Annotated in this window: 17 protein-coding genes and 2 pseudogenes; 14 read left to right on the top strand and 5 right to left on the bottom strand. The window is 70.6% G+C overall.

Features of this window, described 5'->3' with window-relative positions; translation table 11 throughout:
• Positions 1–16: 16 nt before the first annotated feature.
• Together AC0666_RS14415 and AC0666_RS14420 are read left to right on the top strand one after the other, a co-directional pair.
• Positions 17–1048 carry a LacI family DNA-binding transcriptional regulator gene (locus AC0666_RS14415; protein ID WP_478707657.1) on the top strand — a complete coding sequence of 344 codons (1032 nt, stop codon included), beginning with the start codon at positions 17–19 and terminating at the stop codon, positions 1046–1048.
• A 189-nt stretch (positions 1049–1237) separates the two neighbouring features.
• Entirely contained in the window at positions 1238–2134 is an 897-nt protein-coding gene (locus tag AC0666_RS14420) for a phosphatase PAP2 family protein (RefSeq protein WP_468967346.1), read from the top strand.
• Positions 2135–2137: 3 nt separating this feature from the next.
• On the opposite strand, the pseudogene AC0666_RS14425 reads toward AC0666_RS14420, so the two are convergent.
• Both AC0666_RS14425 and AC0666_RS14430 read right to left on the bottom strand, forming a co-directional pair.
• Positions 2138–2419: pseudogene (locus AC0666_RS14425) on the bottom strand (GNAT family N-acetyltransferase); the annotation flags it as partial.
• A gap of 51 nt (positions 2420–2470) precedes the next feature.
• Complete coding sequence (locus tag AC0666_RS14430; RefSeq protein WP_468967349.1) at positions 2471–5458, bottom strand: bifunctional [glutamine synthetase] adenylyltransferase/[glutamine synthetase]-adenylyl-L-tyrosine phosphorylase; 2988 nt, start codon at positions 5456–5458, stop codon at positions 2471–2473.
• Positions 5459–5690: 232 nt separating this feature from the next.
• On the opposite strand from AC0666_RS14430, the gene AC0666_RS14435 reads away from it, so the two are divergent.
• The 3 genes from AC0666_RS14435 to AC0666_RS14445 all read left to right on the top strand — a co-directional run bounded on the left by AC0666_RS14435 (position 5691) and on the right by AC0666_RS14445 (position 11674).
• A complete protein-coding gene (locus AC0666_RS14435) occupies positions 5691–8612 on the top strand; it encodes a PIG-L family deacetylase (protein ID WP_478707658.1) in 2922 nt (973 codons plus the stop codon).
• 235 nt (positions 8613–8847) lie between these two features.
• Positions 8848–10929 carry a PIG-L family deacetylase gene (locus tag AC0666_RS14440; RefSeq protein WP_478707659.1) on the top strand — a complete coding sequence of 694 codons (2082 nt, stop codon included), beginning with the start codon at positions 8848–8850 and terminating at the stop codon, positions 10927–10929.
• Between the two features lie 103 nt (positions 10930–11032).
• A complete protein-coding gene (locus tag AC0666_RS14445; RefSeq protein ID WP_478707660.1) occupies positions 11033–11674 on the top strand; it encodes a response regulator in 642 nt (213 codons plus the stop codon).
• Positions 11675–11677: 3 nt separating this feature from the next.
• Here the strand turns inward: AC0666_RS14445 and AC0666_RS14450 are convergent.
• Together AC0666_RS14450 and AC0666_RS14455 are read right to left on the bottom strand one after the other, a co-directional pair.
• Positions 11678–11764 (bottom strand): annotated as a pseudogene (locus AC0666_RS14450) (glutamine synthetase); the annotation flags it as partial.
• A gap of 208 nt (positions 11765–11972) precedes the next feature.
• A complete protein-coding gene (locus AC0666_RS14455) occupies positions 11973–13274 on the bottom strand; it encodes a GNAT family N-acetyltransferase (RefSeq protein ID WP_478707661.1) in 1302 nt (433 codons plus the stop codon).
• Between the two features lie 576 nt (positions 13275–13850).
• On the opposite strand from AC0666_RS14455, the gene AC0666_RS14460 reads away from it, so the two are divergent.
• Entirely contained in the window at positions 13851–15590 is a 1740-nt protein-coding gene (locus tag AC0666_RS14460; RefSeq protein ID WP_478707662.1) for a hypothetical protein, read from the top strand.
• Positions 15591–15890: 300 nt separating this feature from the next.
• A complete protein-coding gene (locus tag AC0666_RS14465) occupies positions 15891–16667 on the top strand; it encodes an NUDIX domain-containing protein (RefSeq protein WP_478707703.1) in 777 nt (258 codons plus the stop codon).
• Here AC0666_RS14465 and AC0666_RS14470 read toward each other — a convergent pair.
• Entirely contained in the window at positions 16651–17781 is a 1131-nt protein-coding gene (locus tag AC0666_RS14470; protein ID WP_478707704.1) for a helix-turn-helix domain-containing protein, read from the bottom strand. The genes AC0666_RS14465 and AC0666_RS14470 overlap by 17 nt on opposite strands.
• A 489-nt stretch (positions 17782–18270) precedes the next feature.
• Here AC0666_RS14470 and AC0666_RS14475 point away from each other — a divergent pair, with 489 nt between their 5' ends.
• From AC0666_RS14475 to AC0666_RS14505, 7 genes are all read left to right on the top strand, one after another.
• A complete protein-coding gene (locus AC0666_RS14475) occupies positions 18271–18441 on the top strand; it encodes a hypothetical protein (RefSeq protein ID WP_478707663.1) in 171 nt (56 codons plus the stop codon).
• Between the two features lie 84 nt (positions 18442–18525).
• Positions 18526–18795 carry a DUF6284 family protein gene (locus AC0666_RS14480; RefSeq protein ID WP_478707664.1) on the top strand — a complete coding sequence of 90 codons (270 nt, stop codon included), beginning with the start codon at positions 18526–18528 and terminating at the stop codon, positions 18793–18795.
• Positions 18792–18950 (top strand): hypothetical protein, encoded by a 159-nt coding sequence (locus tag AC0666_RS14485; RefSeq protein ID WP_478707665.1) that lies wholly within the window; start codon positions 18792–18794, stop codon positions 18948–18950. The genes AC0666_RS14480 and AC0666_RS14485 overlap by 4 nt, the downstream gene beginning before the upstream one ends.
• Positions 18951–19006: 56 nt before the next feature.
• Positions 19007–20011, top strand: a complete 1005-nt coding sequence (locus tag AC0666_RS14490) for a hypothetical protein (protein WP_478707705.1) — start codon at positions 19007–19009, stop codon at positions 20009–20011.
• Positions 20008–20346, top strand: a complete 339-nt coding sequence (locus tag AC0666_RS14495) for an RRQRL motif-containing zinc-binding protein (protein ID WP_478707666.1) — start codon at positions 20008–20010, stop codon at positions 20344–20346. Before AC0666_RS14490 ends, AC0666_RS14495 begins: the two co-directional genes overlap by 4 nt.
• Positions 20347–20425: 79 nt before the next feature.
• Positions 20426–22048, top strand: a complete 1623-nt coding sequence (locus AC0666_RS14500; protein ID WP_478707667.1) for a hypothetical protein — start codon at positions 20426–20428, stop codon at positions 22046–22048.
• Position 22049: 1 nt separating this feature from the next.
• Positions 22050–24152: a hypothetical protein gene (locus AC0666_RS14505; protein ID WP_478707668.1), complete on the top strand. Its 2103-nt coding sequence runs from the start codon at positions 22050–22052 to the stop codon at positions 24150–24152.
• The last annotated feature ends 84 nt before the right edge of the window (positions 24153–24236 follow it).

Here is a 24236-nt window from a genome sequence, read left to right on the forward strand (position 1 = left end):
GGTACAGTCCAATCCCGTGACCGCACGGCTAGCCGACATCGCAGCCCAGGCGGGGGTCAGCGAAGCCACAGTCAGCCGCGTGCTCAACGGCAAGCCCGGTGTGGCCGCGGGCACCCGCGAATCCGTGCTGGCCGCGCTCGACGTGCTCGGCTACGAGCGGCCCGTGAAACTCCGCCAGCGCAGCGCGGGCCTCGTCGGCCTGATAACGCCCGAGCTGGACAATCCGATCTTCCCGGCACTCGCCCAGGTCATCGGGCAGGCCCTGACCCGGCAGGGGTACACGCCGGTGCTGGCCACGCAGACGCCCGGCGGGTCCACCGAGGACGAGCTGACCGAGATGCTCGTCGACCGCGGCGTCTCCGGCATCATCTTCGTCTCCGGCCTGCACGCCGACACGACGGCCGACATGGGCCGCTACGAGCAACTGCGCGCGCAGGGCGTCCCGTACGTCCTCATCAACGGGTTCTCCGACAAGGTGCAGGCGCCCTTCGTCTCCCCCGACGACCGGGCCGCGATGCAGCTCGCGGTGACCCATCTGACGGCGCTCGGGCACAGCCGGATCGGCCTCGCCGTCGGGCCGAAGCGGTTCGTGCCCGTGCTGCGCAAGATCGAGGGCTTCCGGCTCGGGATGAAGGAGCGGCTCGGAGTCGACGAGGGCGAGGTGGAGGAGCTCATCCAGCACTCCCTCTACTCCCTGGAGGGCGGGCAGGCCGCCGCGGCCGCGCTCATCTCCCGGGGCTGCACCGCCATCGTGTGCGCGAGCGACATGATGGCGCTCGGGGCGATCCGGGCAGCCCGGCAGCAGGGGCTGCGGGTGCCGCAGGACGTCTCGGTCGTCGGCTTCGACGACTCCCCTCTCATAGCGTTCACCGATCCGCCGCTGACGACCATCCGGCAGCCGGTGCAGGCCATGGGACAGGCGGCGGTGCGCACGCTCCTGGAGGAGATCGGCGGTACGCCCGCCCCGCACAGCGAGTTCGTCTTCCTGCCGGAGCTGGTGGTCCGCGGGTCCACCGCTTCCGGGCCGCGACAGCGCCGGGGCGCGTAGCGGGGGCGTGGGGGACGGCGCGGCGGGCGGCATAGCGCGCCGGGCGGCGTAGCACCCCGGACCACAAGGGGCGTGGGGGAGCGTAGGGGGACGTAGGGGAACGTCTCGTCCCCAGGGGTGAGCGGCTGCGCTCAAGACCGTCCCGAGGGATGATCGGAGGCAGGAAGCCATCTGGCAGACTCTCTCCCCATGGGTGAAGCGAGCGTGAAGGCACTGGAAACCCGGACGGATGTCTCGTCACCCGCCGTGATCGGGACAGAGACCCCCGAGCCGGGCGCCGAGCGCACCCTCGTGTCCCGCCTGCGGGCCCCGCGCAGGCCCCGGATCTGGTTCGAGATCCTGCTCATCGCGGTCAGCTACTGGACGTACTCGCTGATCCGCAACGCGGTGCCGGAACAGAAGGCGGCCGCCCTCGGGAACGCCGACTGGATCTGGAGCGTCGAGCGCACCCTCGGCATCGCCGTGGAACAGTCGGTCAACCACGCCGTCAACTCTGTGACCTGGCTGATCGTCGGCATGAACTACTACTACGCCACGCTCCACTTCGTGGTGACGCTCGGCGTGCTCGCCTGGATCTACCGGTTCCATCCGGGGCGGTACGCCGCCGCCCGCCTCGTCCTGTTCGCCACCACGGGCGTGGCGCTGCTCGGCTACTACTTCTTCCCGCTGGCGCCGCCCCGGCTGATGAACGGCGGCCGCTTCGTGGACACCGTGCTGGTCCACCACACCTGGGGCTCGATGGCCTCCGGCAACCTCAAGCACATGTCGAACCAGTACGCCGCCATGCCGTCCATGCACATAGGGTGGTCGCTCTGGTGCGGCGTGACCGTCTTCGCCGTGGCGTCGGCGCCCTGGGCCCGGATCCTGGGCCTGCTGTACCCGACGGCCACGCTGGTCGTCATCGTGGCCACGGCGAACCACTTCTGGCTGGACGCTGCGGGCGGCATGCTGTGCCTGGCCTTCGGCTACGGGGTCTCGCGGGCCTGGTACGGCCACCTCCCCCACCGCCTGCCCCGCCACCCCCTCAGCACGGACCACCACCCGGCGACGGCGGCCCTGCTGAACCGCTTCCGCACGCGCGGCTAGCGACTACTGCTCCCCCAGGGCCATCCACTTCCCCGGCGTCGCCGGCGGCTCGAACCCCTCCCGGGCGTAGACGGCGTGCGCGTCGGCGGTGGCCAGCAGCACCCGGCGCAGCCCGTACGGGGCCAGGTGGGCGCAGACCGCGTCGACGAGGGCGCCGCCGAGCCCCTTGCCCCGCGAGCCGGGATCGACGTACACGCCGCAGAGCCAGGCGAAGGTGGCCCGGTCGGTGACGACGCGCGCGTAGCCGAGCTGGGCGCCGGAGACGGCGTCGTACGCGCCGAAGTGCGGCAGGCGGTGTGCCGCCTCGGCTGCCGCTCTCGGCCGGGTCGGCCGGGCCTAGGCTCCGTAGAAGAGGTCGTCGACCACGGCGCGGGCGCGGCGGGTGGTGCGGCGGTAGTCGTCCAGCATTTCACCGCCCGTGCCCTCCGCGTAGCCGAGGTAGCGGCCGACGGCGGACAGCTCGCGGGCTTCCGAGGGGAAGGTGTCGCCGGCGCGGCCGCGCACCAGCATGACGGCGTTGCGGACGCGGGTGGCCAGCACCCAGGCCTCGTCCAGGATCTGTGCCTCCTCCGTCGGGATCAGTCCGGCGGCCTGGGCGGCGGCGAGGGCCTCGCGGGTACGGGTGGTGCGCAGGGAGGGCTGCGACCAGGCGTGCCGCATCTGGATCAGCTGGACGGTCCACTCGACGTCGCTGAGGCCGCCGCGGCCGAGTTTGGTGTGCAGGGTGGGGTCGGCGCCGCGGGGCAGGCGTTCCGATTCCATGCGGGCCTTGAGCCGGCGGATTTCGCGGACCGCGTCGTCGCCGAGGCCTTCCTCCGGGTAGCGCAGCGGGTCGATCAGGTCGATGAAGCGGCGGCCGAGGTCGATGTCGCCGGCGACCGGCTCGGCGCGCAGCAGGGCCTGGCTCTCCCAGGTCAGGGCCCAGCGCCGGTAGTACGCGGCGTACGAGGACAGGGTGCGCACGAGGGGGCCGGAGCGGCCTTCGGGGCGCAGGTCGGCGTCGATGAGCAGCGGCGGGTCCGCGGTGGGGAGTTGGAGCAGGCGGCGCATCTCGGCGATGACGGTCTGGGCGGCCTTGGCGGCTTCCTGCTCGTCGACGCCCTCGCGGGGTTCGTGGACGAACAGGACGTCGGCGTCGGAGCCGTAGCCGAGTTCGTGCCCGCCGAAGCGGCCGACGCCGATGATGGCGAAGCGGGTGGGCAGGGTCTCGCCCCAGTGGTCGCGTACGGCGGCGCGCAGGGCTCCGGCGATGGTGGCCGCGGTGAGGTCGGAGACGGCGCTGCCGACCCGGTCGACGAGGGCGCCGGGATCCTCCTCGGCCGGGCTGTCCTCCGTACCGTAGGAGCCGATGATGTCGGCCGCGGCGGTACGGAACAGCTCGCGGCGGCGTACTCCGCGGGCGGCTGCGACGCCCGCTTCGGCGCTGTCGGCGCGGCCGACGGCGGCGAGCACCTCCTGCTCCAGGGCCTCCAGGGTGCGGGGCTGGAGCCCTTCGGGGTCGCCGAGCAGGGCGACGGCCTCGGGGGCGCGCATCAGCAGGTCCGGGGCGAGGCGGCCGGCGGACAGGACGCGGGCCAGGTTCTCGGCGGCGGCGCCCTCGTCGCGCAGCAGCCGCAGGTACCAGGGGGTCTTGCCGAGGGCGTCGGAGACCTTGCGGAAGTTCAGCAGGCCGGCGTCGGGGTCGGCGGAGTCGGCGAACCAGCCGAGGAGGACCGGGAGCAGGGTGCGCTGGATGGCGGCCTTGCGGGTGACTCCGGAGGCGAGGGCCTCCAGGTGGCGCAGGGCCGAGGCCGGGTCCGCGTAGCCGAGGGCTTCGAGGCGCTGTCCGGCGGCGCGCGGCGAGAGCCGGGCCTCGCCGGGGGCGAGCTGGGCGACGGCGTCGAGCAGCGGCCGGTAGAAGAGCTTCTCGTGGAGGCGGCGGACCACGGAGGCGTGCCGGCGCCAGGCCTTGGTGAGCTCGGCGACGGGTTCGGTGCGCAGGCCGAGGGAGCGGCCGAGGCGGCGCAGGTCGGCCTCGTCCTCGGGGACGAGGTGGGTGCGGCGCAGCCGGTAGAGCTGGATGCGGTGCTCCATGGCGCGCAGGAAGCGGTAGGCGTCGCCGAGCTGGGCGGCGTCCGCGCGGCCCACGTAGCCGCCGGCGGCGAGGGCCTGGAGGGCGTCGAGGGTGGTGCCGGAGTGCAGGCCGGCGTCGCTGCGGCCGTGGACGAGCTGGAGCAGCTGGACGGCGAACTCGACGTCGCGCAGACCGCCGGGACCGAGTTTCAGTTCGCGGTCGACCTGGGAGGCGGGGATGTTGTCGACGACGCGGCGGCGCATCTTCTGGACGTCGGTGACGAAGTTCTCGCGCTCGGCGGCCTGCCAGACGAGCGGCGTTATGGCGTCGATGTACTGGGCACCGAGGTCGGGGTCGCCCGCCACGGCGCGGGCCTTGAGCAGGGCCTGGAACTCCCAGGTCTTCGCCCAGCGCTGGTAGTAGGCGAGGTGGGAGGAGAGGGTGCGGACCAGGGGGCCGTTGCGGCCCTCGGGGCGCAGGTTCGCGTCGACGGGCCAGATGGTCCCCTCGACGGTGGTCTCGGAGCAGATCCGCATGAGGTGGGAGGCGAGGCGGGTGGCGGCCTGGATCGCCTTGGCCTCGTCGGCGCCGTTGACGGCTTCACCGACGAAGATCACGTCCACGTCGGAGACGTAGTTCAGCTCGTTGCCGCCGCACTTGCCCATCGCGATGACGGCGAGCCGGCACTGTGCGGCGTCCTGGGGGGCGGCGGCGCGGGCGATGCGCAGGGCCGCCCGGAGCGTGGCGGTGGCGAGGTCGGCGAGCTCGGCAGCGGTCTCGGCGAGGTCGATGGTGCCGCAGACGTCGCGGGCGGCGATCGAGAGCAGGCAGCGGCGGTAGGCCACGCGCAGGGCGATGGGGTCGTGGGCCTGGGCCAGCCCGAGCTCGAACTCGGCGAGGCCGGGGTGCAGGTCGGCGGCCTCGTAGGTGACGAGCGCGTGCCAGTCGCGGGGGTGGCGGGCGAGGTGGTCGGCGAGGGCCTCGGAGGCGCCGAGGACGCCGAGGAGGCGGTCGCGGAGCGGTTTGGCGCTGACGAGGGTGTCGAGGAGGACGGGCCGCTCCTCCTCGCTCTGCGCCTCGGCGAGCCGGACGAGGCCGAGCAGGGCCAGGTCGGGGTCGGCGGTGGCCGCGAGGGCGTCGAGCAGCACGGGATCGGTGCGTACGGAGGCGAGCGCGGCGGAGTCCAGCAGCCGGGCGGCGGCCGAGGGGTCGGTGAAGCCGCTGCGCAGCAGCCGGATGAAGGTGCTGCTCCTGCGTCCCGGGACTGTCATCCCGCCGCCCTCCCGCGTACGTCGCCGCCACTGGCCTGGCCTGCCTGAACTGAGCCTAGCCGGAGCAGGCGTTCGACTCACCGGGGCATGGGGCTGCGTATCATGAGGCGGATTATCTGCTTATCCGACCACTTACTCTGACTGCTCGTTCGCTCGCTCCCCTGTTCACCACGGAAGGCTTTCGCGGCCTCCGGCGGGGCCGCCCCCCGCTCGACCGGCCCCGAGGAACCAGATGCCCGACGGATCCCAGCCCTGGCTGTCCGGCCCCACCTGGGACCCGTCGAACCCGGCCCCCGCGCCGCAGCCGCCCGCGCCGCCGGTCGATCCCTCCTGGCACCCCGCCCCGCCCGGCCACCCGGCCCTGCAACACGGCGCCGCCTGGGGCGACCCGGCGAACGGCCCGGTCCCGCCGCACGGCGCCGTCTGGGGCGACCCGGCGGTACCGCCTGCGCACGGCTGGATCCCTCAGCAGACCGCCGGGCACTTCGCCCCACCGCACGGCCCGCACGGGGGCGGCCCCACGCCGCCGCCCGAACACGCCTGGGCACCCGGCCCCGTCCCGCAGCAGGCCGGCCCGTGGAACGGCGCGGCCGTGCCCTCGCACCCCGCACACCCCGCACACCTGCCCGGCGGCGCTCCGGGCTTGGCGTCTGCCGCCGCGTCCGCCCCGGGCTCGGCGGAGGCGCCCTGGCAGCACGCCCCGGGCGGCCCGCAGGCCCCCGCCCCGCACACCGGTGCTGCCGGTCCCGGCGGGGCCGACGGCCACCGCACCGTGCCGGCCCCGCGCCGGCCCGAGCACGACGTACGCGGCCCGGGCCGCCCCGGCGTGCCCGGAGCCGAGGCTCCGGGCACGGCGCAGCCGCCCGGGCCGGTGGGCCCGGCCGCGCCCACCGGCTCCGCCGTGCCGCCCGCCCGGCGCGGCGACGGCGGACGCGGCTCCCGGCGCCAGGGCGCGGCCGAGCCCGGCCGGGGCAGGGCGGTGGGCCGCACCGACGCCGCCGGGCCCGCGCGGGCCCGTACCGCCCGCGGCGGCGGCCAGGCCGCGGCCCGGTCGCGCCGGTCGGAGGACGGGCGGCAGCGGCGGTGGGGACGGGTCGTCAAGGCCGTCGGGTTCTGCGCCTCCGTCACCGCCGCCGGCATGCTCCTGCTCCGCGGCAACGAGGCCATGGCCGCGCTCGCCGCCCGGCCCGCCCCCTCCCCGAGGGCCACCGTGGCGCCCGTCGAGGCCCCCGACCCGGGCAGCGTCGTGCAGATCGTCGCCCACCCCGACGACGACCTGTACTTCATGAACCCGGACCTGCGCTATTCCCTGCTCACCGGCCACCCCGTCACCACGGTGTACCTCACCTCCGGCGAAGCCGACGGCATCAACGCCGTCGAGGCCAAGCAGGCCACCACCCCGCCCAACAAGCCCGCCTACGCCGAGGCCCGCCAGAACGGCATCCGCGCCGCCTACGCCCAGATGGCCACCGGCGACCGCACCAGCGCCTGGAAGCGCACCGTCGTCCCGACCAAGGGCGGCGGTCAGGCCGAGCTCGACGTCCTCGTCGCCAAGTCCCAGGTCCAGCTGGTCTGGCTGCAGCTGCGCGAGGCCGGCAGTGTCTACGACTACGCCCCCGACAGCCTGCACGGCCTGTGGGACGACAAGGTGCCCCGCCTGGAGTCGATGCTCGCCTCCGGCAGCCCGGTCAAGCAGCGGTTCTCGTACGGCAAGGAGCAGCTCGTCCGGACCCTCGTCGGCCTCCTTGAGCAGTACCGGCCGACCACCGTCCGCTCCCAGGACCCCACCCCCGGCCGGTTCCCCGACACCAAGCGGTACACCGACCACCAGGACCACTTCTACGGCGCCCGCTTCGTGCAGGCGGCCCTCGCGGCCTACGCCAAGGACGCGAAGGACCGCCCGCACTTCGCGGTGCAGAACTACCTCGGCTACTTCAACGGCTCGCTGCCCAGCGCCCTCGACCCGGCCGAGGCCAAGGAGAAGCTGGACATCCTGGGCGTCTACGCCTGGCTCGACAAGCAGAACCACTGCGGCAGCACCGCCGGCTGCGGCGACCTCAAGGTGGCGGACCACCCCGAGGGCAACCACTGGACCTCGACCGTCAACTACGCCCGCGGCACCGGCACCTCCTGGCTGACCTCCGACCAGGCGTACGGCCTGTGGGCATTCAAAGTGCTCGACGGCCAGGTCGCCGTCTGGCACCGGGCCGGCCTCCTCGGGGGCTGGAGCGGACCGCGCCTGCTCCCCGGCACCGGCATGGACCCCGGCATCTCCACGGTCACCCTGCCCGGTGGCCGGATCGCCGCCTTCGGCACCCGGACCTCTCTCGGAGCCCGGGCCGCCGACTACCGGCGCGAGGTCGTGTACGCGGTCCAGAAGGCCCCGGGCTCCGAGGAGTTCGGCGAGTGGCAGTCCCTGGGCACGCCCGAGGCCGCCGACGAGAACTGGACCTCCGACATCAGCGGCCCCGCCGTGTCCGTGGACGGCGGCGGGCAGCTCGCGGTGTACGTACGCGACGGCGCGTCCACCCTGCGCGGCCGGGTGCAGCAAGCGAACGGCAGCTGGGGCCCGTGGGAGCAGTACGGCGGCACCGACCTGCACGGCACCCCGGTCACCGCCACGGACGGCGCCGGGCGGCGGATGGTGTTCGCGAGCACGACCAAGACGGTGACCGGCTGGGCGCAGCCGCGGCCGGGCGCCCCGCTGGGCCGGGCCACCGCCACCGGGCTGCCGGACACCACGCTCCCGCTGACGGCGGAAGGCCGCGAGGGCGGCGTACGGCTGTGGTTCCGCAAGCCCGGCTCGGGCAACGTCCGTACCGCGCTGGTCACCGCCGACGGCGGGCTGAAGGTGAACCACCTCACCGACCTCGGCGGGCTCCAGGGCTTCGGCTCGGTGACGGCGAGCGGGCACGTCCTGGCGGGCCGCACGGCGGGCGGACAGCTCGGCTCGGACCTCGGACCGAGCCGGCCGTGGGCGCGGTCGGAGCTCATGTTCGTCGGGGCGCCGTCCTCCACGATGACCGGGAAGGCCATGGTCAGCCTGGCCGTGCTGGGGCTCGACGCGCGGCTGTACGTGACCTCTTCGGCGGACGAGGCGAACGCCCGCCTGGCCCCGTGGCAGCCGGTGGGGCCGCGCAATACCGCACCCTGACCCGGCGCAACGAGGCCAACGCCCCCCATGCGAGCACCATGTGACTCGCCGGATGCCGCGTACGTCCACATGCCGGGCACGTACCCGTATCAAACCGACGCACGGCACAATCACATCCGGTCGTTTTCGGAAAGCAGGAGTCATCGAGGAAATCGGTGAACCAAGTCCCCCGATTTGGCCTCTCACTGACTGCTCAGCGGTTTTTCCCGCCCGGAACGACCCCAAGGCGTGACCGATGCCGATTGCCCGTCGCCGCTTCGTCCTCGCGGCCCTGCTTCCCGTGCTCACCGTCGGTGCCACCGGCGTGCTCGCCGTCGCCACCGGCGAGCAGACGTCCGCCGAGGCCACCCAGGAGAAGAACCCGGCCGCCGCGCTGCCGGCGAGCGTCACCGCGGGATCGGTCGTCCAGGTCGTCGCCCACCCCGACGACGACCTGTTCTTCATGAACCCCGACCTCAGCCGCTCCCTCACCGCAGGGACCCGGCTCACCACCGTCTACCTCACCTCCGGCGAGGCCGACGGCCGCAACGAGGCCCACGGCGCCGACGCCCGCGACCCGGAACAGCCCGCCGACCGCGCCCACTACGCGGAGGCCCGGCAGAACGGCATCCGGTCCGCCTACGCCCAAATGGCCACCGACGACCGCACCAGCCCGTGGCGGCGTACGGTCATACCCACCGCGGGCGGCGGGGCGGCCGAGCTGGACGTCCTCATCGCCCGGCCGCAGGTCAGCCTGGTCTGGGTGCAGCTGCGCGAGGCCCGTAATCCCACGGCGGACAATCCGGACAGCCTGCGCGGCCTGTGGAACGGCCGGATACCCGCGCTCGGCGCCCAGCTGAGCTCCGGCACCCCGGTCCGGCAGGACTACGCGTACACCAAGGACCAGGTGATACGGACGATAGCCGGGCTCCTGGACCGCTTCCGGCCGACGACGATACGCATGCAGGACCCGACGCCCGGCCGCTACCCGGAGACCGGCAAGTACACCGACCACCAGGACCACATGTACGGCGCCCGCTTCGTGCAGGCCGCCCTCGCCTCGTACGCCGCGCAGGTCGCCGACCGCCCGCGGTTCTCGGTGCAGAACTACCTCGGCTACCACAACGGCAGCCTCCCGCACGCGCTGGACCCGCAGACCGCCGAGACGAAGACCGGCTACCTCAGGACCTACGCCTGGCAGGACCACCAGGACTACTGCGGCAGTCCCTCCGGCTGCGGCGACCGCAAGGTCGCGGGCAGCCCCACCGGCCGCAACTGGGCCCAGTCCCTGCGCTACGCCCGCGCCGACACCACCTCCTGGCTGGTGGAGGGAACCCCCGGCCGGCTCTACGCCTTCGCCGCCCTGGACGGCCAGATGGCCGTCTGGACCCGACAGGGCCGTACGGGCGGCTGGACCGGCCCGGCCCTGCTCCCCGGCACCGGCATCGACCCGGGCGCGAGCACCGCCCGCCTCCCCGACGGGCGCGTCGCCGTCCTCGCCACCCGTACGGCCTTCGCCGCCGCGCCGGCCGACTACCGGCGCGAGGTCGTGTACGCCGTCCAGGCCGCGCCGAACGGCCCGTTCGGGCCGTGGCAGTCGCTCGGCACACCGGAGGCGGCGGACGAGGAGGGCACCTCCTCGATCAGCGCGCCGTCGACGGCCGTGGACCCGCAGGGCCGCCTGGCCGTCTACGTCCGGGACTCCCGCCGCGCCCTGCGCGTCCGCGAGCAGCAGCCGGACGGCGGTTTCACGCCCTGGCAGCGTCTGGGCGGCGACGACCTGCAAGGCGACCCGGTCACGGCGGTCGACGCCGCGGGCCGCCGGCACGTCTACGCCACCACCAGCAAGACGGTCCTGGCCTGGACGGCGCCCGCCCCGGGCGCCCCCCTCCAGGGCCCCTTCCCCACCGGGCTGCCCGCGACCACCGTCCCGCTGACGGCGGTCCCGGAGGGCTCGGGCATCCGGCTCTACTTCCGCCGGCCCGACTCGGGGGTCGTACGCACCGTCCTGGTCACGGCCGGCTCGGGCAAGCCGCAGCTCTCCAGCATCTCGGAGGCCGGCGGCCGGGCGGGCTACGGCGCGGTCAGCGTCGCGGGCCGCCTGCTGTCGGGCCGCGCGGACACCGGCACCATCGCCGCGACGGGCCTCGGCGGGCCGCCGGCGTGGACGGAGTCCCGGATGCTCTACGTGGGCGCCCCCTCAAGCGTCCTGGAACCGGCGGGCGCCACGACGACGGCGGTCCTCGGCCTGGACGCCGAACTCCACGTCACCACCACTCCCCCGGCCACCCCGGAACCCCACCGCACCACCTGGCACCGCGCGGTCCCCACCCCCTGACCCACACGGAGGCGGCCCCGCGGCAACCAGCGCGCCGGGGCCGCGGCAGACCCGCCCCAGTGGCAGCATCGCCGTGGTCCGACCCGACGACGGCAGGGGCACCATGAAGGATGCCGCAGATCTGATCAACGCACTGACCGCACTGGCGTGGCCGCTCATCGTCGGCGTGGTGGTGTGGCGCCTGTTCCCGATCATCAAGAAGATCGTCCGGACCCGGGGGTTCACCGTCAAGGTCGCGGGCGCGGAGCTGTCGGTGCAGGCGATCTCGGAACAGCTGGTGCGGACGACGTCCCAGATCCAGAGCAAACTGGCCTCGATCAGCACCACCACCCAGGCCGGCGCGGCCGAGTGGGAGGAACTCCCCGCCCGGACCCTGCGCCGAGTCCTCTGGGTGGACGACCAACCCGCGAACCACGCCTACGAGACCGCGCAGTTGCAGGCCCTGGGCGTGGAGGTGGTGCAAGCCACCTCGACCCGCGAGGCGATCGCGGCCGTCCCGGCCGCCGTACCGCCGTTCGACGCGGTCCTCTCCGACCTGGACCGCCCCCAGGACGACGGCTTGGCCCTCGCCCGGGAGCTCCGCGCACGCGGCGAGGACGTACCCCTGTTCGTGTACACCTCCCCGCAGGCGGCTGCCAGGAAGACCGAAATCCTGGCAGCCGGCGCCACCGGCCTGGCCACCACGTCGACGGCCCTGTTCGAACTCCTCCGCGGAGTCGGCTCCTTCCCCCGCACCACCGACTGACCCCTACAGCACGGGCAGGTTCTTGCGCAGCTCGAAGGCCGTGACCTCCGAGCGGTATTCCTCCCACTCCTGCTTCTTGTTGCGCAGGAAGTCATGCGGCACCCAGCCCACTAAGGCCGGTTGCTCTTAACCCCTGCACAACCAGCCTTTAAGAGGCCGGTATCGGTTATCCCTGGTGACCGCCGGCCACCTTCGGACGGCCCACGCACGGCCCGGAAAGCTGGGACCTGGCCAGCGTCAGCCAAGCCCGGCGACCGAGATCCGACGCACCATCGGCGACACGAACACCTACTGCGACTCAGCTGACCCAGATCCCCTCGGGTGAGAGTCGGCGTGCGAGGCGCTGGCCCGCGTCACTGATTGGGCTTGACCACGACACGTCGGCGATCCGGCACCCGAAGTCCTCGGCAAGGGCCTGAACGAGCGTTGCACCAACACCTTGGCGCCGGTAAGCGTCCGCGACCCAGATCAGGCCGATGCAAGGGCGCAGGGTTTCCTCCTCATCGCCATAACCTGACCCGTCGTTCAGATCCCAGCGGTGGTTTTGCTTGGTGTCGTACGCGTTCAAATAACCGATGACGCACCCGTTCGACTTCAATAGGTACGCCCGCACGTTGTCCGAGGTGATCTCAGGCTCACCAAGGTGGGACCACGAGGGGAAGTCGTAGTGGTTCTCCTTTTGCGGCATCCGCGCCACCTGGTATGCCAGCTTCCGCCATGTGATCGGCGACTGCGTTGTCACGACCGCCAGGTCCCCAGACCACTCCAAGTTCTTGGGTACCCGGCTACCGAACGCCCACTCCGCATGATGCGAGGTGTGCACCTTGCCGTCGTCCTCAAACGCCTGCAGGCTCATGCCGCAAGGGCAATCGTCGCCGATCGGCACGTTCACAGTGCGGAACTGGACAGGTTGCGCGCCGTAGCTGAGATCCTGGTTTCTTCCCCCTACCCACGGCCGGATGGGCACATCATCAGGATCGACGTGCCCAGTCCAGCGGTCCACCCAACCGGGGTGCTGGTCAGGAAACCGCTCGCGAATCTGCTTCTGGGTGGCCGACAGTGTCGGACGGATCCACACACTCCCCGTGGTCGCCCGACCGTTGAGTCGCAATCCGCGCTCTTTGGCCTTACCTCGCAGGAACCGGAGGAAACTGAGAGGCGGTGGGTCAAAGTCGACGCCACGAATCAGCTCCCGCTCACCGGGAGCAAGCCAGTCATCGATGGGCAACGCCAGTCGGTCGGCGAGCGCGTGGAGGTTGCTGTAATCGTGGTCGAGCTCGGCGGTACGCAGCGCTGCGACGGTCGCCTCGACGTGCGGGAACGGAACATACAGGGTGACCCAACCCGGGCTGTCCCCCCAAGAGAAACCGCTCGTGTAGCCGTCGTACCAGATACGGTCGATGAAGGCGCCACGCGCCCTGCTGACAGCATCCGTGTAGGCGGAGGGGAGCTCGGTGGCGTGTCCCGGCGAGGTCGCGTCGGTGACGTACCCATCGCGATCGAGCTCGACTGTCGCGTACCAGCGGGCCGGCCGGAGGCGGATCTTGCGGGAGCGCCAGTCGCGTAAGTCAGGGTCAAGGTAGATCGTTCGTTCGCTCACGTGTTCCACTCCATAGCTCTAGTAGGCTCGGCCCTCCCGATCATTCCGGCCGTGGAGGCACCTGGGAAGGTTTTTACTCAACACCAGCTCCTGCGCCTGGTGTCGGAGCGGGGGCGACACGGCGCAGCGGGAAGTCGGTGGGATCACCCGTGTCGCAGGAACGGTTTTTGAGAGCGTCACAACGGCCGCCAGCCTGCGGAGCGCCCTGACCTGTATCTGCGTGTGGGCGGCTCAACCTGCCGTCTGTACCGCAGACATCGGTGGCATGACCCGCGGAGGGGAGGCGGCTCCGTCGCGGCCGCGGTGCCACCCGCTTCGGGAGCTGGATCTACTGCTCGCCTGCTTGAGGGACCACCCTCACGGCTGAGGCACAGCCGCGGCCGGCCCCACCCATCAGATTGCGCCCCAGCGACTAGAGGGTGGAGCACTCTGTGGTGAGTCAGGCGTTGCCACTATGCCGAGCGCCGCCCGCTGTTGAGCCGAAAAGCACGGCTAAGGACCGCCGTTGGACGTACTCTCAAGCTCGTCGCGCCCGGCAGTGAAGTAGCGCCATGATCGTGGCAGCGAGGAGGAGATGTGAACCCGGATGGTTCGATACGGATTAAATGGTGGCTCCCCGACGGGTTAAGCAAAGAAGCATTGAAGGCCGTCAAGCCGTCTTTGCGCAGGTTCGAGGGGGTCGATCTTACCTGCGCCGCCTGCGAATCGCAGATCGAAATTTACCACGACGTCGTTCTTGCAGTGCAACTAATGAAACGCGACAACGGTCTCGGCATATTTCTGACTCACCCTCTATGCGCAGCCCCACGAGTAAGATTTGACCCGATTGATGTTCCGTACGTCCAGGGCGCAAGCGCTCATCAGATCCACTACCTGGCCGCCATCAAGCCTTCCGGCGAACCGCTTCTGTTGCTAGACATCTCTCCTTTCGTACACGGAGTTCCCGAAAGGCATCGGTCCGTCGTTTCGGCCACCGAATTGTACGCTGAGGCCCACGGCTTTAGCTTGACGCGAAACGCCACGCTAGGGCATCTCGCAATTCCCGCCTGCGACAACTCTAAAATTACAATTGCCGGTAACCGAGCCTTCATTTCCAGTACGGGGGTCGGCATCATTGATGAATTGGACCTATCGTCGGCCGGGGCGCAATGGAAATCAGTTGTCGCAAGCACTGGCCAGGTGGAGCTAGTTGCGGGCGTCGGGTTGCTCAGGATGGGGTCGTCAGGACTGGGGGACACGTTTTCCGCCCTCGCTCACGGCAGGGTGCGAGCCACAGTATCCGGCAACCCTGATTTCATTTGCCCGGCCGGTGATGCAGACGACTCAATCTATAAAGTGTTGAATATCGCTCCTGGAGCGCAGCCAACAGTGTTCATGTTGGATTCCGATGTAGTGGTTTGTATCGATCGGTGGTTTTACGGGTCTGGCACTCCATTCACTCCGGTCATGAAGCGACAGCTGGAAGGCTTGCTCACCATTCGAGGGCTGATCGGTTCGATGCACGCAGACTATGCTCTTGGTTTGGCTGAAAATTGCTGGGGGCGATTCTCCGAGCCGGTGAACAAGCACAGGGCCAGGAAGATTAATCGAGCGGTCAACACAACACTGAGCCTGGACTCGGACGCACTCATGGACCTGATTAACCATGACAAGCCTCCAGCGCAAGTAGTTCGAGCCATGGACGGGTTCTCGACCGGCATGCCCGAAAGGGATTCACAACTGCAGACGCTATCTTATGCGCTAACCTTGAAGCTGCAGAGTCTTTATCGCAAGTCTCGCGGAGCTAACCTGGAACGGAAACTGCGACTCCTGAGTGACTACGTGCAGGAACTAAGCGAAAGTTTGGGCTTCGTAGGTGTTTACGAATTTCAGATCGCCTGTGATTTCCTGTTTCCCGGGCGTGGATCAAGCGGCTACGCCGAGCTGCTATTGAAGCCAGGAAAGGTGCGGAGAGTACTAGAAAATAGCTGGGGTGCAGCATGGGACCTGACCCACATGAGGCGAGCCGATTTCGCGCTGAGGGGGTTCCACTGGGATATCCCCGAAGTTGCGGCCCTCGTCTCGGGAGATAAAGCCTTGCGGCTACTCAGAGACAGACTCACAGTCTGGAATCCAGTCGACATACAGGGGGTTTCTAGCCTACAAATGAATTTGAGCTCTCCGCAATTTAATAGCGATCGAGACGCCCATCGGTTCGGTGAAATTGTGGAGCGCGTCCATAGTATTATTGAGCGCAATCTACAAGTGTCTCGTGAAGAGAACGTTGCGAAAGCTCGGGGCTTGATTCCTCAGTTGGAGTCGCAACTCATCAGATAGATGCGAGCGCTCCGCTTGCAGCAGCTGCCAAGGCTCATACCTGCACGAGGGGCCCGATCGACCGTCCTCACCACTGACCCAGCCGACAGGACGGGCTGCTGTGGGAAGGGCTGCGTCTCGTAGAGGCTCAACGCCGACTCAAGCGCGGATATCACGAAGGCCGTAGGGACAGCCTGGGGCGTCCTTGGCTCGTCGCCCCAACATCGGACAGGAAGTGAGACAGGTATGGCCGAGTCCCCCGAGCCAGCCCCCGACTACGCTGGCTGGTACCAGCCTACGAACGGGGAGCGTGCTCTGAGGATGGGACCGAAGTCGACGAGGGTCTACCAGACGATCCGGTCGTGGATCGAGTCGGGCAAGTACGGGCCCGGCGCGAAGCTTCCCTCTGAACGGACCATGAGCGCCGAGCTGGAGATTGGCCGCACTGCCCTCCGTCAGGTGCTCGCGCGGCTGGCGAGCGAGCATCTCATCAAGGCGTACGACCGCAGCTCCTACCGGGTCGTGGGGGGCGAGACCGTGGCCACGCCGGCAGAGCTGGAGCCTTGGACGATTCACGGCAGTCGGACGGTCTACGAGAACCGGTGGGTGAACCTCGACCTTGTCGACGTCGAGCCGCCCGGGGTCGAGCGGTTCGAGCACCATGTGGTGCGCCTGCACCACGTGGCAATCACGGCTGTGATCGATGAGCAGCAGCGCGTCCTGATGATGTGGCGCTACCGCTTCGTCCCGCAGCAGTGGGGATGGGAACTCCCCGGCGGGATCGTGGACGAAGGCGAGGACGCGGCGACCACGGCGGCGCGGGAGACCGAGGAGGAGACCGGTTGGCGCCCGACGAAGGTCGAGCACGTCGTGACGTATCAGCCCATGATCGGCATGGTCGATTCACCTCACGAGATCTTCGTGGCTAGGGGCGCGGTGAAGGTGGGTGAGCCCACAGACATTGAGGAAGCCGGGCACGTCGCCTGGGTGCCCCTGGCGGACATCCCTGGCCTCATGGCCGAGGGGAAGCTCATGGGGTCCGGAACCCTGGTCGCGCTCCTGCACGTCCTCGCGTCGCGGACTACAACCGCCCCGTAAGCAGCTCCACACGCCGGCGATGCCGCACGGACCCCGTGCGGTTCGCCAGCAGACGGGCCTGTTGCAGATTGGTGCGGGCCTCATCGAACTCTCCGCGGGCAAGGTGGGCCTGAGTCAGGTCGCTGTGCAGACCCGCCTTGGCGCGGACGAACGTGGGGTCCGTCGTCCTAAGCGACGCGTAGAGGTCGTCCATGGCCGAGCTGTCTCCCAAGAGCGCCAGTACGTTTCCGCGCCAGCGCGCCAGGTGGTCCGCGTTGAGGAAGATGCTCGGCATGTCCGAGTCGCGGGCGTCCACACCCTCCGGCAGTGAGGCCGCCGCCCGGTCAAGCGCATGCCTAGAATCGTCGTGCATGCCAGCAGCAGCGCACAGCTCAGCTTCGGCTGCGCTCAGCCACGCCCGAAGGCGAGGTGACTGCCGTTCCCGGTGTGTGCGTTGCGCATCACGAATCAGCTCCACCGCCATCTCGGGTCGGCCAGCATCACCCAGGACGTACGCCTGCTCGCCCATGGCGTGAGCCAAGTACTGCGGGGCGTCTGCCTCCTGAGCGGCTCGTTTCGCCAGCTCATAGTGCCGCCAGGCACGCTCCACGGAACCGGAGTCCAACGCCTGCCAGGCTGCCAACGTCGCCGCTCCCGCTAATGCCATCGCGATGGGACGGCGCGTTCCTGGCAGGACGGCGAAGGTAAGCGCGTCCTCCATCCTCGCCAGGTGGCCGCTCACCTGATCCACCAGACCCGATGCACCCATCTGCCGGTCCATGGTCCGCAGTAGCTCGGTCTGGTCCAAGAAGGTGCCCACCATGGAATCGCTGACGCTCCGCGCCGAATCGATGCGACTCAACAGGTCCTCGTAGCCGTCTGCTTGCTGGGGAGCTGAGCGTGCGGGCTCTCCGTCCAGTTCGACGCCCGTCACTCCGAGCAGCGGCCGGAGGATCGCGGCGTACCGCTCCGTGATGGGCCGTCGGCCGTTTTCCCACTCCGACACATACGTCTTAAGGCTCGCGCTCGAAGCGACGCTCAGCATGTGCTCCCGCGCATAGCGCTCAATTTCGAAGATCAGCCGCTCCTGCGACCATCCCCGCGCGGTACGAACAGCGCGTAATCCCTTACCCACGTGCATCGCCTCCGATGGCCGTGCCACCTACGGAGGTTCAACCGAATCGCCGCAGGTGGGACCGGGTTAACACCCCTGAGGTTAACCCTTGTTGGCTACCGGGACCCCCCTTCTCGACCGTTTCCTGAAATCGCACCGCACAACACCGGCAAGCCCTGAACAACCAAGGGCTTGCATCTGGTGCGCACCAGATGCCATGCTTCTGGTGCGCACCAGATCGCCCTCAAGGGCTCGGTTCGGTGTGCACGCACGACCAGGAGCCCCGCGTTGGACGGGGGGAGGGCACCGGCAACCCTTGTCAGCCGGATGGCGAGTCTCTGCCTACCAACGGGAGCGCGCTCCCGAAACGAGACGTGAATTTGCACGTAATCAACCCTCCGCAGATGTTCAGTGCTGCGGCCGGTTGCCTCCTCCGTCCGTCCGGCGCCTTTGCGCTGTACGGACGGGGCCGAGGGGAGCCGGACGTTCCGGCCCCGGAAGGGGTTCGAGATGAACAAGAAGCTCGCCGCGGCGATCCAGCGTGACAACGAGCTGGAAGACGCCGGCATGCACAGCGACGACCGCAAGACCTGCTGGACCCACCAGAGCTGGGCCGAGGACTGCGCGGACCAGCCGTTCCACACCCAGCCGAGCGTCAGCCACTACCCCCGCCCGGCCTGACCTTCCACCCCAACAAAGTGCGGCCCCGGTGCTCGAACACCGGGGCCGCTTCGAGCCGTCCACCTGCTAGGGAGAACACGACTCATGAAACACATCGTTGCACGTCAGAAGCCCGTTACGGTCCTGCCGGCGGACCTGGAGCCGTCGGACGCGGAGCTGGACGCGATCGAGACCGAGATGCCCGTGGTCCTGGCCGAGGTCGAGTTGCTCGACGCGCTGATCGCCCTCCTGGACCGGCCCGCCTCCGAGTTCGACGCCCGCCGCATCCGTCGGGCTCACAACCGGGTACTGATGGCCCGCCGGGACGCGGCCAACCGCGCCGCCGGTCCCCAGGTCTCGGGGGACGCAGCATGAACGAGCACACCGAAGCTGCTCACTTCGACCTGCTGAACGCGATCGTAGGGGCGCTGGATCTGCCGCTGCCGTCGATCGCTGAGGCGGACGAGCGGCTCTACTACCAGCTGCTGGAACGCCGGGCCCTCGCCGAGAAGGACGGGGAAGAGCGGTGACCGGCCGCCCCCTGACGGGAGCCCAGAAGTTCGTCCTCGGCCTCGCCTTCGCCCCGATGCTCACCACGGGCGCGGCTGGAGGGTACGGCACGTACTCCAACATCAAGGGCGTCTACAACTCCGGTACCGCCCTCGGCGCGGTCGCCGCGGGCGAAGGCGCCACTGCAGTGCTGGCACTTGTGCTGCTGGGGCTGACCATGCTGGGCCAATCTTCCCCGGCCGTGGTCCGCGCCGGGCTGTGGGCCCTGCCGGCCGCAGCGTCGGCCATGTCCGCCGTCGCCGCACCGGACGGGCCGCGCACTGTCATCTACGCAATCACCCCGCTGGGCATGTCCGTCTCGGCCGAGGGCATGGCCTTCCTGGCCCGGCGGATCGTGGTCCACGTCGACGGCCGGGACGCCGAGTCCGAAGCGCGGGCGGCGGCCGTGGTCCAGGCCCTGGCCTACCACCGCGCCCGCGCCGCCAACCACCCCGACAAGAAGATCCGGAAGCGTTCGGACCGAGCGTCCTGGCGCCTCGCGCGCAAGGTCGGCACCGCGGACACCACGCTCGGGGCACGGCTGCTGGACGTGCAGCGGGAGCGGATCACCACCGGCGCGGACGTCGCCCTCGGCGACATGTTCGCCGTCACCGTCACACCCCGCACCGAGCCCGTCACGGGTGGCCGTGACGCCGTCACGGCGGCCGTGACTCCCGCCCTCTCTCCGGTACCCGAACCGGGTGTGGGACAGGGGCCCGTCACGGGTGGGCGTGACGGGGAAGACACGCAGGTCAGCGACCCGCTGTCCGGGCTGGAAGAGGAGGGCGTCACGCCCTCCGTCACGCCCGTGACGCTTGACGAGGTCGCCGTCATCGCCGGGGTGCCCACGCCGTTGATCGGGGAGCCGCTGACCGACGAGCAGATCGTGGTCGTCCTCCGCTATCTGCGCTACTCCGATGATCCGCCCCTGTCCTACCGGCAGAGCGCCGCCGCGTTCCGCGAGTCCGGATTCACCGGCGGCGAAGCCCGCATCCGCGGCGCCTGGGCCACCCTCATGGCTCAGGAAGAGAGCCCACGGTGACCACCCTGCCCGTCTACCGGTGGCGCCTCGCGCCGGACGGCTTGGCCACCCGCCGCCAGCTCCGCGCCCAAGGCCTCCGGCCCGGGGGGCAGGACGTCGCCGCTCAGGTCGAGCGGCCCCGCTACCGGCGCGGCCCGCTGGTCGCCTTCCTGTACCGGCTCGACCAGGCCAAGCCCGTCCGACCCATGACCCCCGCCAAGCAGGCCGCCCTGGCGAAGGCCAACACGGCCCGCCGCACCTGCCCCACCTGCAAGAACGACGCCGGATACGTCATCCCGGCCTCGCTCGGCATGTGCGTCCCCTGCGCCTACCCCGAAGAACAGCGCGTCGCCTGAACCACTCAGCAAGGGCCCGGCCGCAGGCCTCCTACAGCGACGGCCGGGCCCTCTTCTCCCGTGAAGGAGCACGTTCAGCATGACCGAGACAGTCACCGAACCGCAGGCTCACCCCGAAGAAACCATCCCCACCCCGACCCCGCCGGAGGCCGACAAGCCCGCGCCGGCCAAGGACGTTGACCACACCCCGGGCGGATTCCCGGTGGTGCCGTTGTCCCTGTCGGGGACGAACACGGCGGCCAGTCTGTTCGCGACGGCCGCGCTCGCCGGCGGTCCGGTCGCCGCAGCCATCGCGATGACCGGCGCCGCGCTCCTGGGCACCGCCGCCGCCCACCACCGCAACCAAAACAGCAAGAAGGCCCCGGCCAAGACCTCCCCGGCCGCCACCCGCAGCACGGCCGGTCGCGGAGGGCGTGGCCTCTTGGGTCGGGTCCCCACACAGGCCCGCAGCACACCCCGGACGCCTGGCGGCGGTGGCTCCCGCAAGACGGCAGGCGCCAGCACCAACGGGCGGGCGAGCGGCCCGGGTGGCTCTGGCCGGTCCGGTGGTTCGGCCAACAAGCACGGCAAGGCCGGTAGGCCGTCGGTTCGGCAGCGCGCCGCGCACGCGGCGGGTGGTCTGGCCGGTGGCCGCGCCGGTCAGGTGCAGGCGCTGCGCCAGCAGGCCCGCGCGCAATCCCCTTCCCGGGCCGCTGCTCGTACGGCGGCGGTGCAGGCGCGCCGGCAGGTCGCCGACACCCGCCGCGCCGCGAAGGCTGCCGAACGCACGGCCACCGCCGGGTCCAACGCCCGCGGTCCTGCGGCCCGCACGCTGGCCAAGGGCATGACCAAGGCCGCAGCAGTCCGGGACAAGGCCACCGGTACCGGTCGCCGTACGCGGGACCAGGCTGCTGGTCGAGCCGTCACGAACGGCCGGGCCGGCGTCCGCAAGGCCACACACCGTGCCCGGGTCGCGCAGCTCAAAGCCCCCGCCCAGAAGGCGGCGCGGAAGGCGCTGCTGCGGTCCGCGGCCCGCTTCCACGGCCGCCGGGCCCTCGCCGCCGTCCTCGGCGGGGCGCTCGGCCTGCTGGGCATGGTGACCACGCCGCTGGGCCGGAAGCTGCGTTGGGCGTGGCTGCAGCACCCCGGCCGGCGCCTCTACCGCTACCTCCTCGGCCAAGCCCAGGCGGAACGCGAGGACCGGGACGCGGACATCAAGAACCGGCTTGAGGACGACGAGCGGGCCGCCGAGGAGCAGGCGACCGCCGAGCACGAGCAGGACATCCAGGGCGACCGGCTCGGCGACCGTGCCGAGCGGCCGGACGCCCCGACCGCCGCAGCATCCACTGGTGAAGGAGCACAGCTGATGGACAGCACGACGTCCGGGTTCAGGTTCGAGGAGCTTGCCGCCGAGATGGAGCAGGCCGCGCAGGCCTACGAGCCCGAGAACGCCATGGAGATCCTCGCCATGGTCGAAGGCCTCCCCGAGGCCCTCGCCTCGATCGCGAACATCATGCGGATTCTCGCCGAGCGGTCCGACTCCGAGTTCCCGCTGGAGAAGGAAGTCGCGGACGGGTTCGCCGACATCTACGGCGCCCTCAACAGCGCGGCCGCCGTCGCCGAGGACCTGGGGCCGGTGTTCCGCCAGGCACACGAGGCCGACATCGCCCGCCACGAGGACCCCCGCAACGGGCCCGACGCCGAGAAGGGATGGAACGTCTGACATGGCCAACACCAAAACCAAGACCGTCGAGCATCAGGGCCTCGCCCTGGACTGGGCCGCCGGCCACGGCCCCATCACCGGCGCCCTCTCAGCGACCACCGGCGCCTACGCGGTCGCCACGGTCGGCACCCTCGCCCACATGCCGCCCGGCTGGGCCCTCGCCATCGGCACCGTCGGCGCCATCGGGCACACAGCGTCCGGGCTGCGGCAGAAGCTGGCCGGCCGCACCATCACCTCCCGCGCCGCGTCCTGGCTCCTCGGCTCCGGCTGGACCACATGGGCCCTGGCCACCGGCCCCCTGGAATGGACCAAGCTCGGCGCCCTGGCCGTCCTCGGCGTCGGCATGGGCGCCGCCGCCCGCTCCGTCGGCTTCTACGAGGAAGCCCGCGAACTGGAAGCCATCGCCGCCGCCGAACGGCAGGTCGCCCGCGAACTGTCCGCCGAACGCCGCGCGATCGCCGCGGAGTGGGTGGACCGCGTCCAACGGGTCTGCGGGCTCACCCTGCGGATCCTCGCGGTGGAGGTATGGCCGACCAACACCGGCTTCACCATCGACGCCGAACTCCCCTCCGGCGGGGCGACCTGGCACAAGGTCGCCCAGTACAACGCGGCCCTCTCCGCCGACGCCCGCCTGCCCAACGGCTGCACCGCCGCCGCGTCCGCCGGCATCAACCAGGGCCGCGTGCTGATCGACGTCACGACCGTCAACGTCCTCGCCGAGGACATCACCTACCCCACCGACTACGGCCCGCTGTCCATCCACACCGGCCTGCCTTCCGGGGTGCGGACCGACGGCCGGCCGGTGAACCTGTTCCTGCGCGAGCAGTGCGCCATCGCCGTTGGCCCCACCGGATCGGGCAAGACCAACTTCGTCCACAGCTTCATCGCGGCCGTGGCACGGGCGACGGACATGCTTCCGTGGGTCATCGACCTCAACGCCGGGTCCGCAGGCCTGCCCTGGGTCCGCCCCGCTATGCAGAGCAACGAGGGGAAGGCGGTACGGCCGGGCATCGACTGGCTTGCGTCCACACCGGAGGAAGCCCACCGGATGCTGGACGCGGCAATCGTGATCGCCAAGCGTCGCAAGGTCGCCTACCAGCAGCTCATGGCCGACGCCGACACCGACCTGCTGCCCATCAGCCCGAAGATCCCGCAGATCTTGCTGATCATTGACGAGGGTGCCGAGATCCTCGCCAGCAGCGACAAGGCCATGCGGGCGCTTGCGGCAAAGATCCTGGAAGTCATCCGGATCTCCCGCGCCATGGGCCTGCGCACCTTCCTCACCGCCCTCGGCGCCACCGGGGCCGTCCTCGGCAACCTGATGATCCGCCGGGAAGCGAAGGTCCGTATCGCACTGACCGGCGGTGAGAAGGAGGGCATGGACCTGGCCAAGCTCTTCCCCGGCCGCCGGGGCCTGAACATCGAACAGGCCCCCTACGTCGGATCCGGATTCCTCGGCACCCCCGAATCCCCGGCCTCCCTCTTCAAGTCCTGGCGAATCAAGCCCTCACAGATCCGCGACATCGTCCTGGCCACCTCAGACCGCCACCCCCGTCTCGACGACATCTCCGCCAAGGCCGCCGGCCCCGACTACGCCCGCCGCTGGGACTCCAGCCGCACCGCCTGGATCAACGACCACACACCCGAGGACACGGAATCGATGGACGAGTCTGCGGCACCATCCGCGCCGGCGGGAGGGCTGAACCTCAGCGCACACCGCCAGACCACCGCGACCGCGTCGGACGAGGACCGGCTCGCCGAAGCCTTCCGCGCACAGATCGACGCCCAGTTCGCCACCACCCCCGAACCCGAACCGGAACCCACCCCGGCACCCAAGGCAGCACCCGGCGGACTGAACCTGTCCGCGCTGCGCGGGGAACAGGACAACGCCGCCCGGGACGCCGCCCTCGCCGCGCTGGAAGCCGCCGGCCCCGAGGGCACCGGGGCATCCGCGATCGCCCGCGCCCTCGCCAACGCCCATGGCACCAACCGGCAGACCATCAGCGGATGGCTCCAGGAATGGGCCGACGAGGGACTCGCCGTCCGCATCGGGACGGGCACCAAAACCCGCTACGTCCACCGCACCCACGCCCCCGACGCGTGACCCCTTGTCGCTTGTCACCTCAGCCCGGAGATGACCTCTCATCGGCCCTCTGGAGGGTCGGAAAGGGGCTTTGACCTCGCAGGC

It is taken from the genome of Streptomyces sp. NPDC043680 (genome assembly GCF_056436685.1).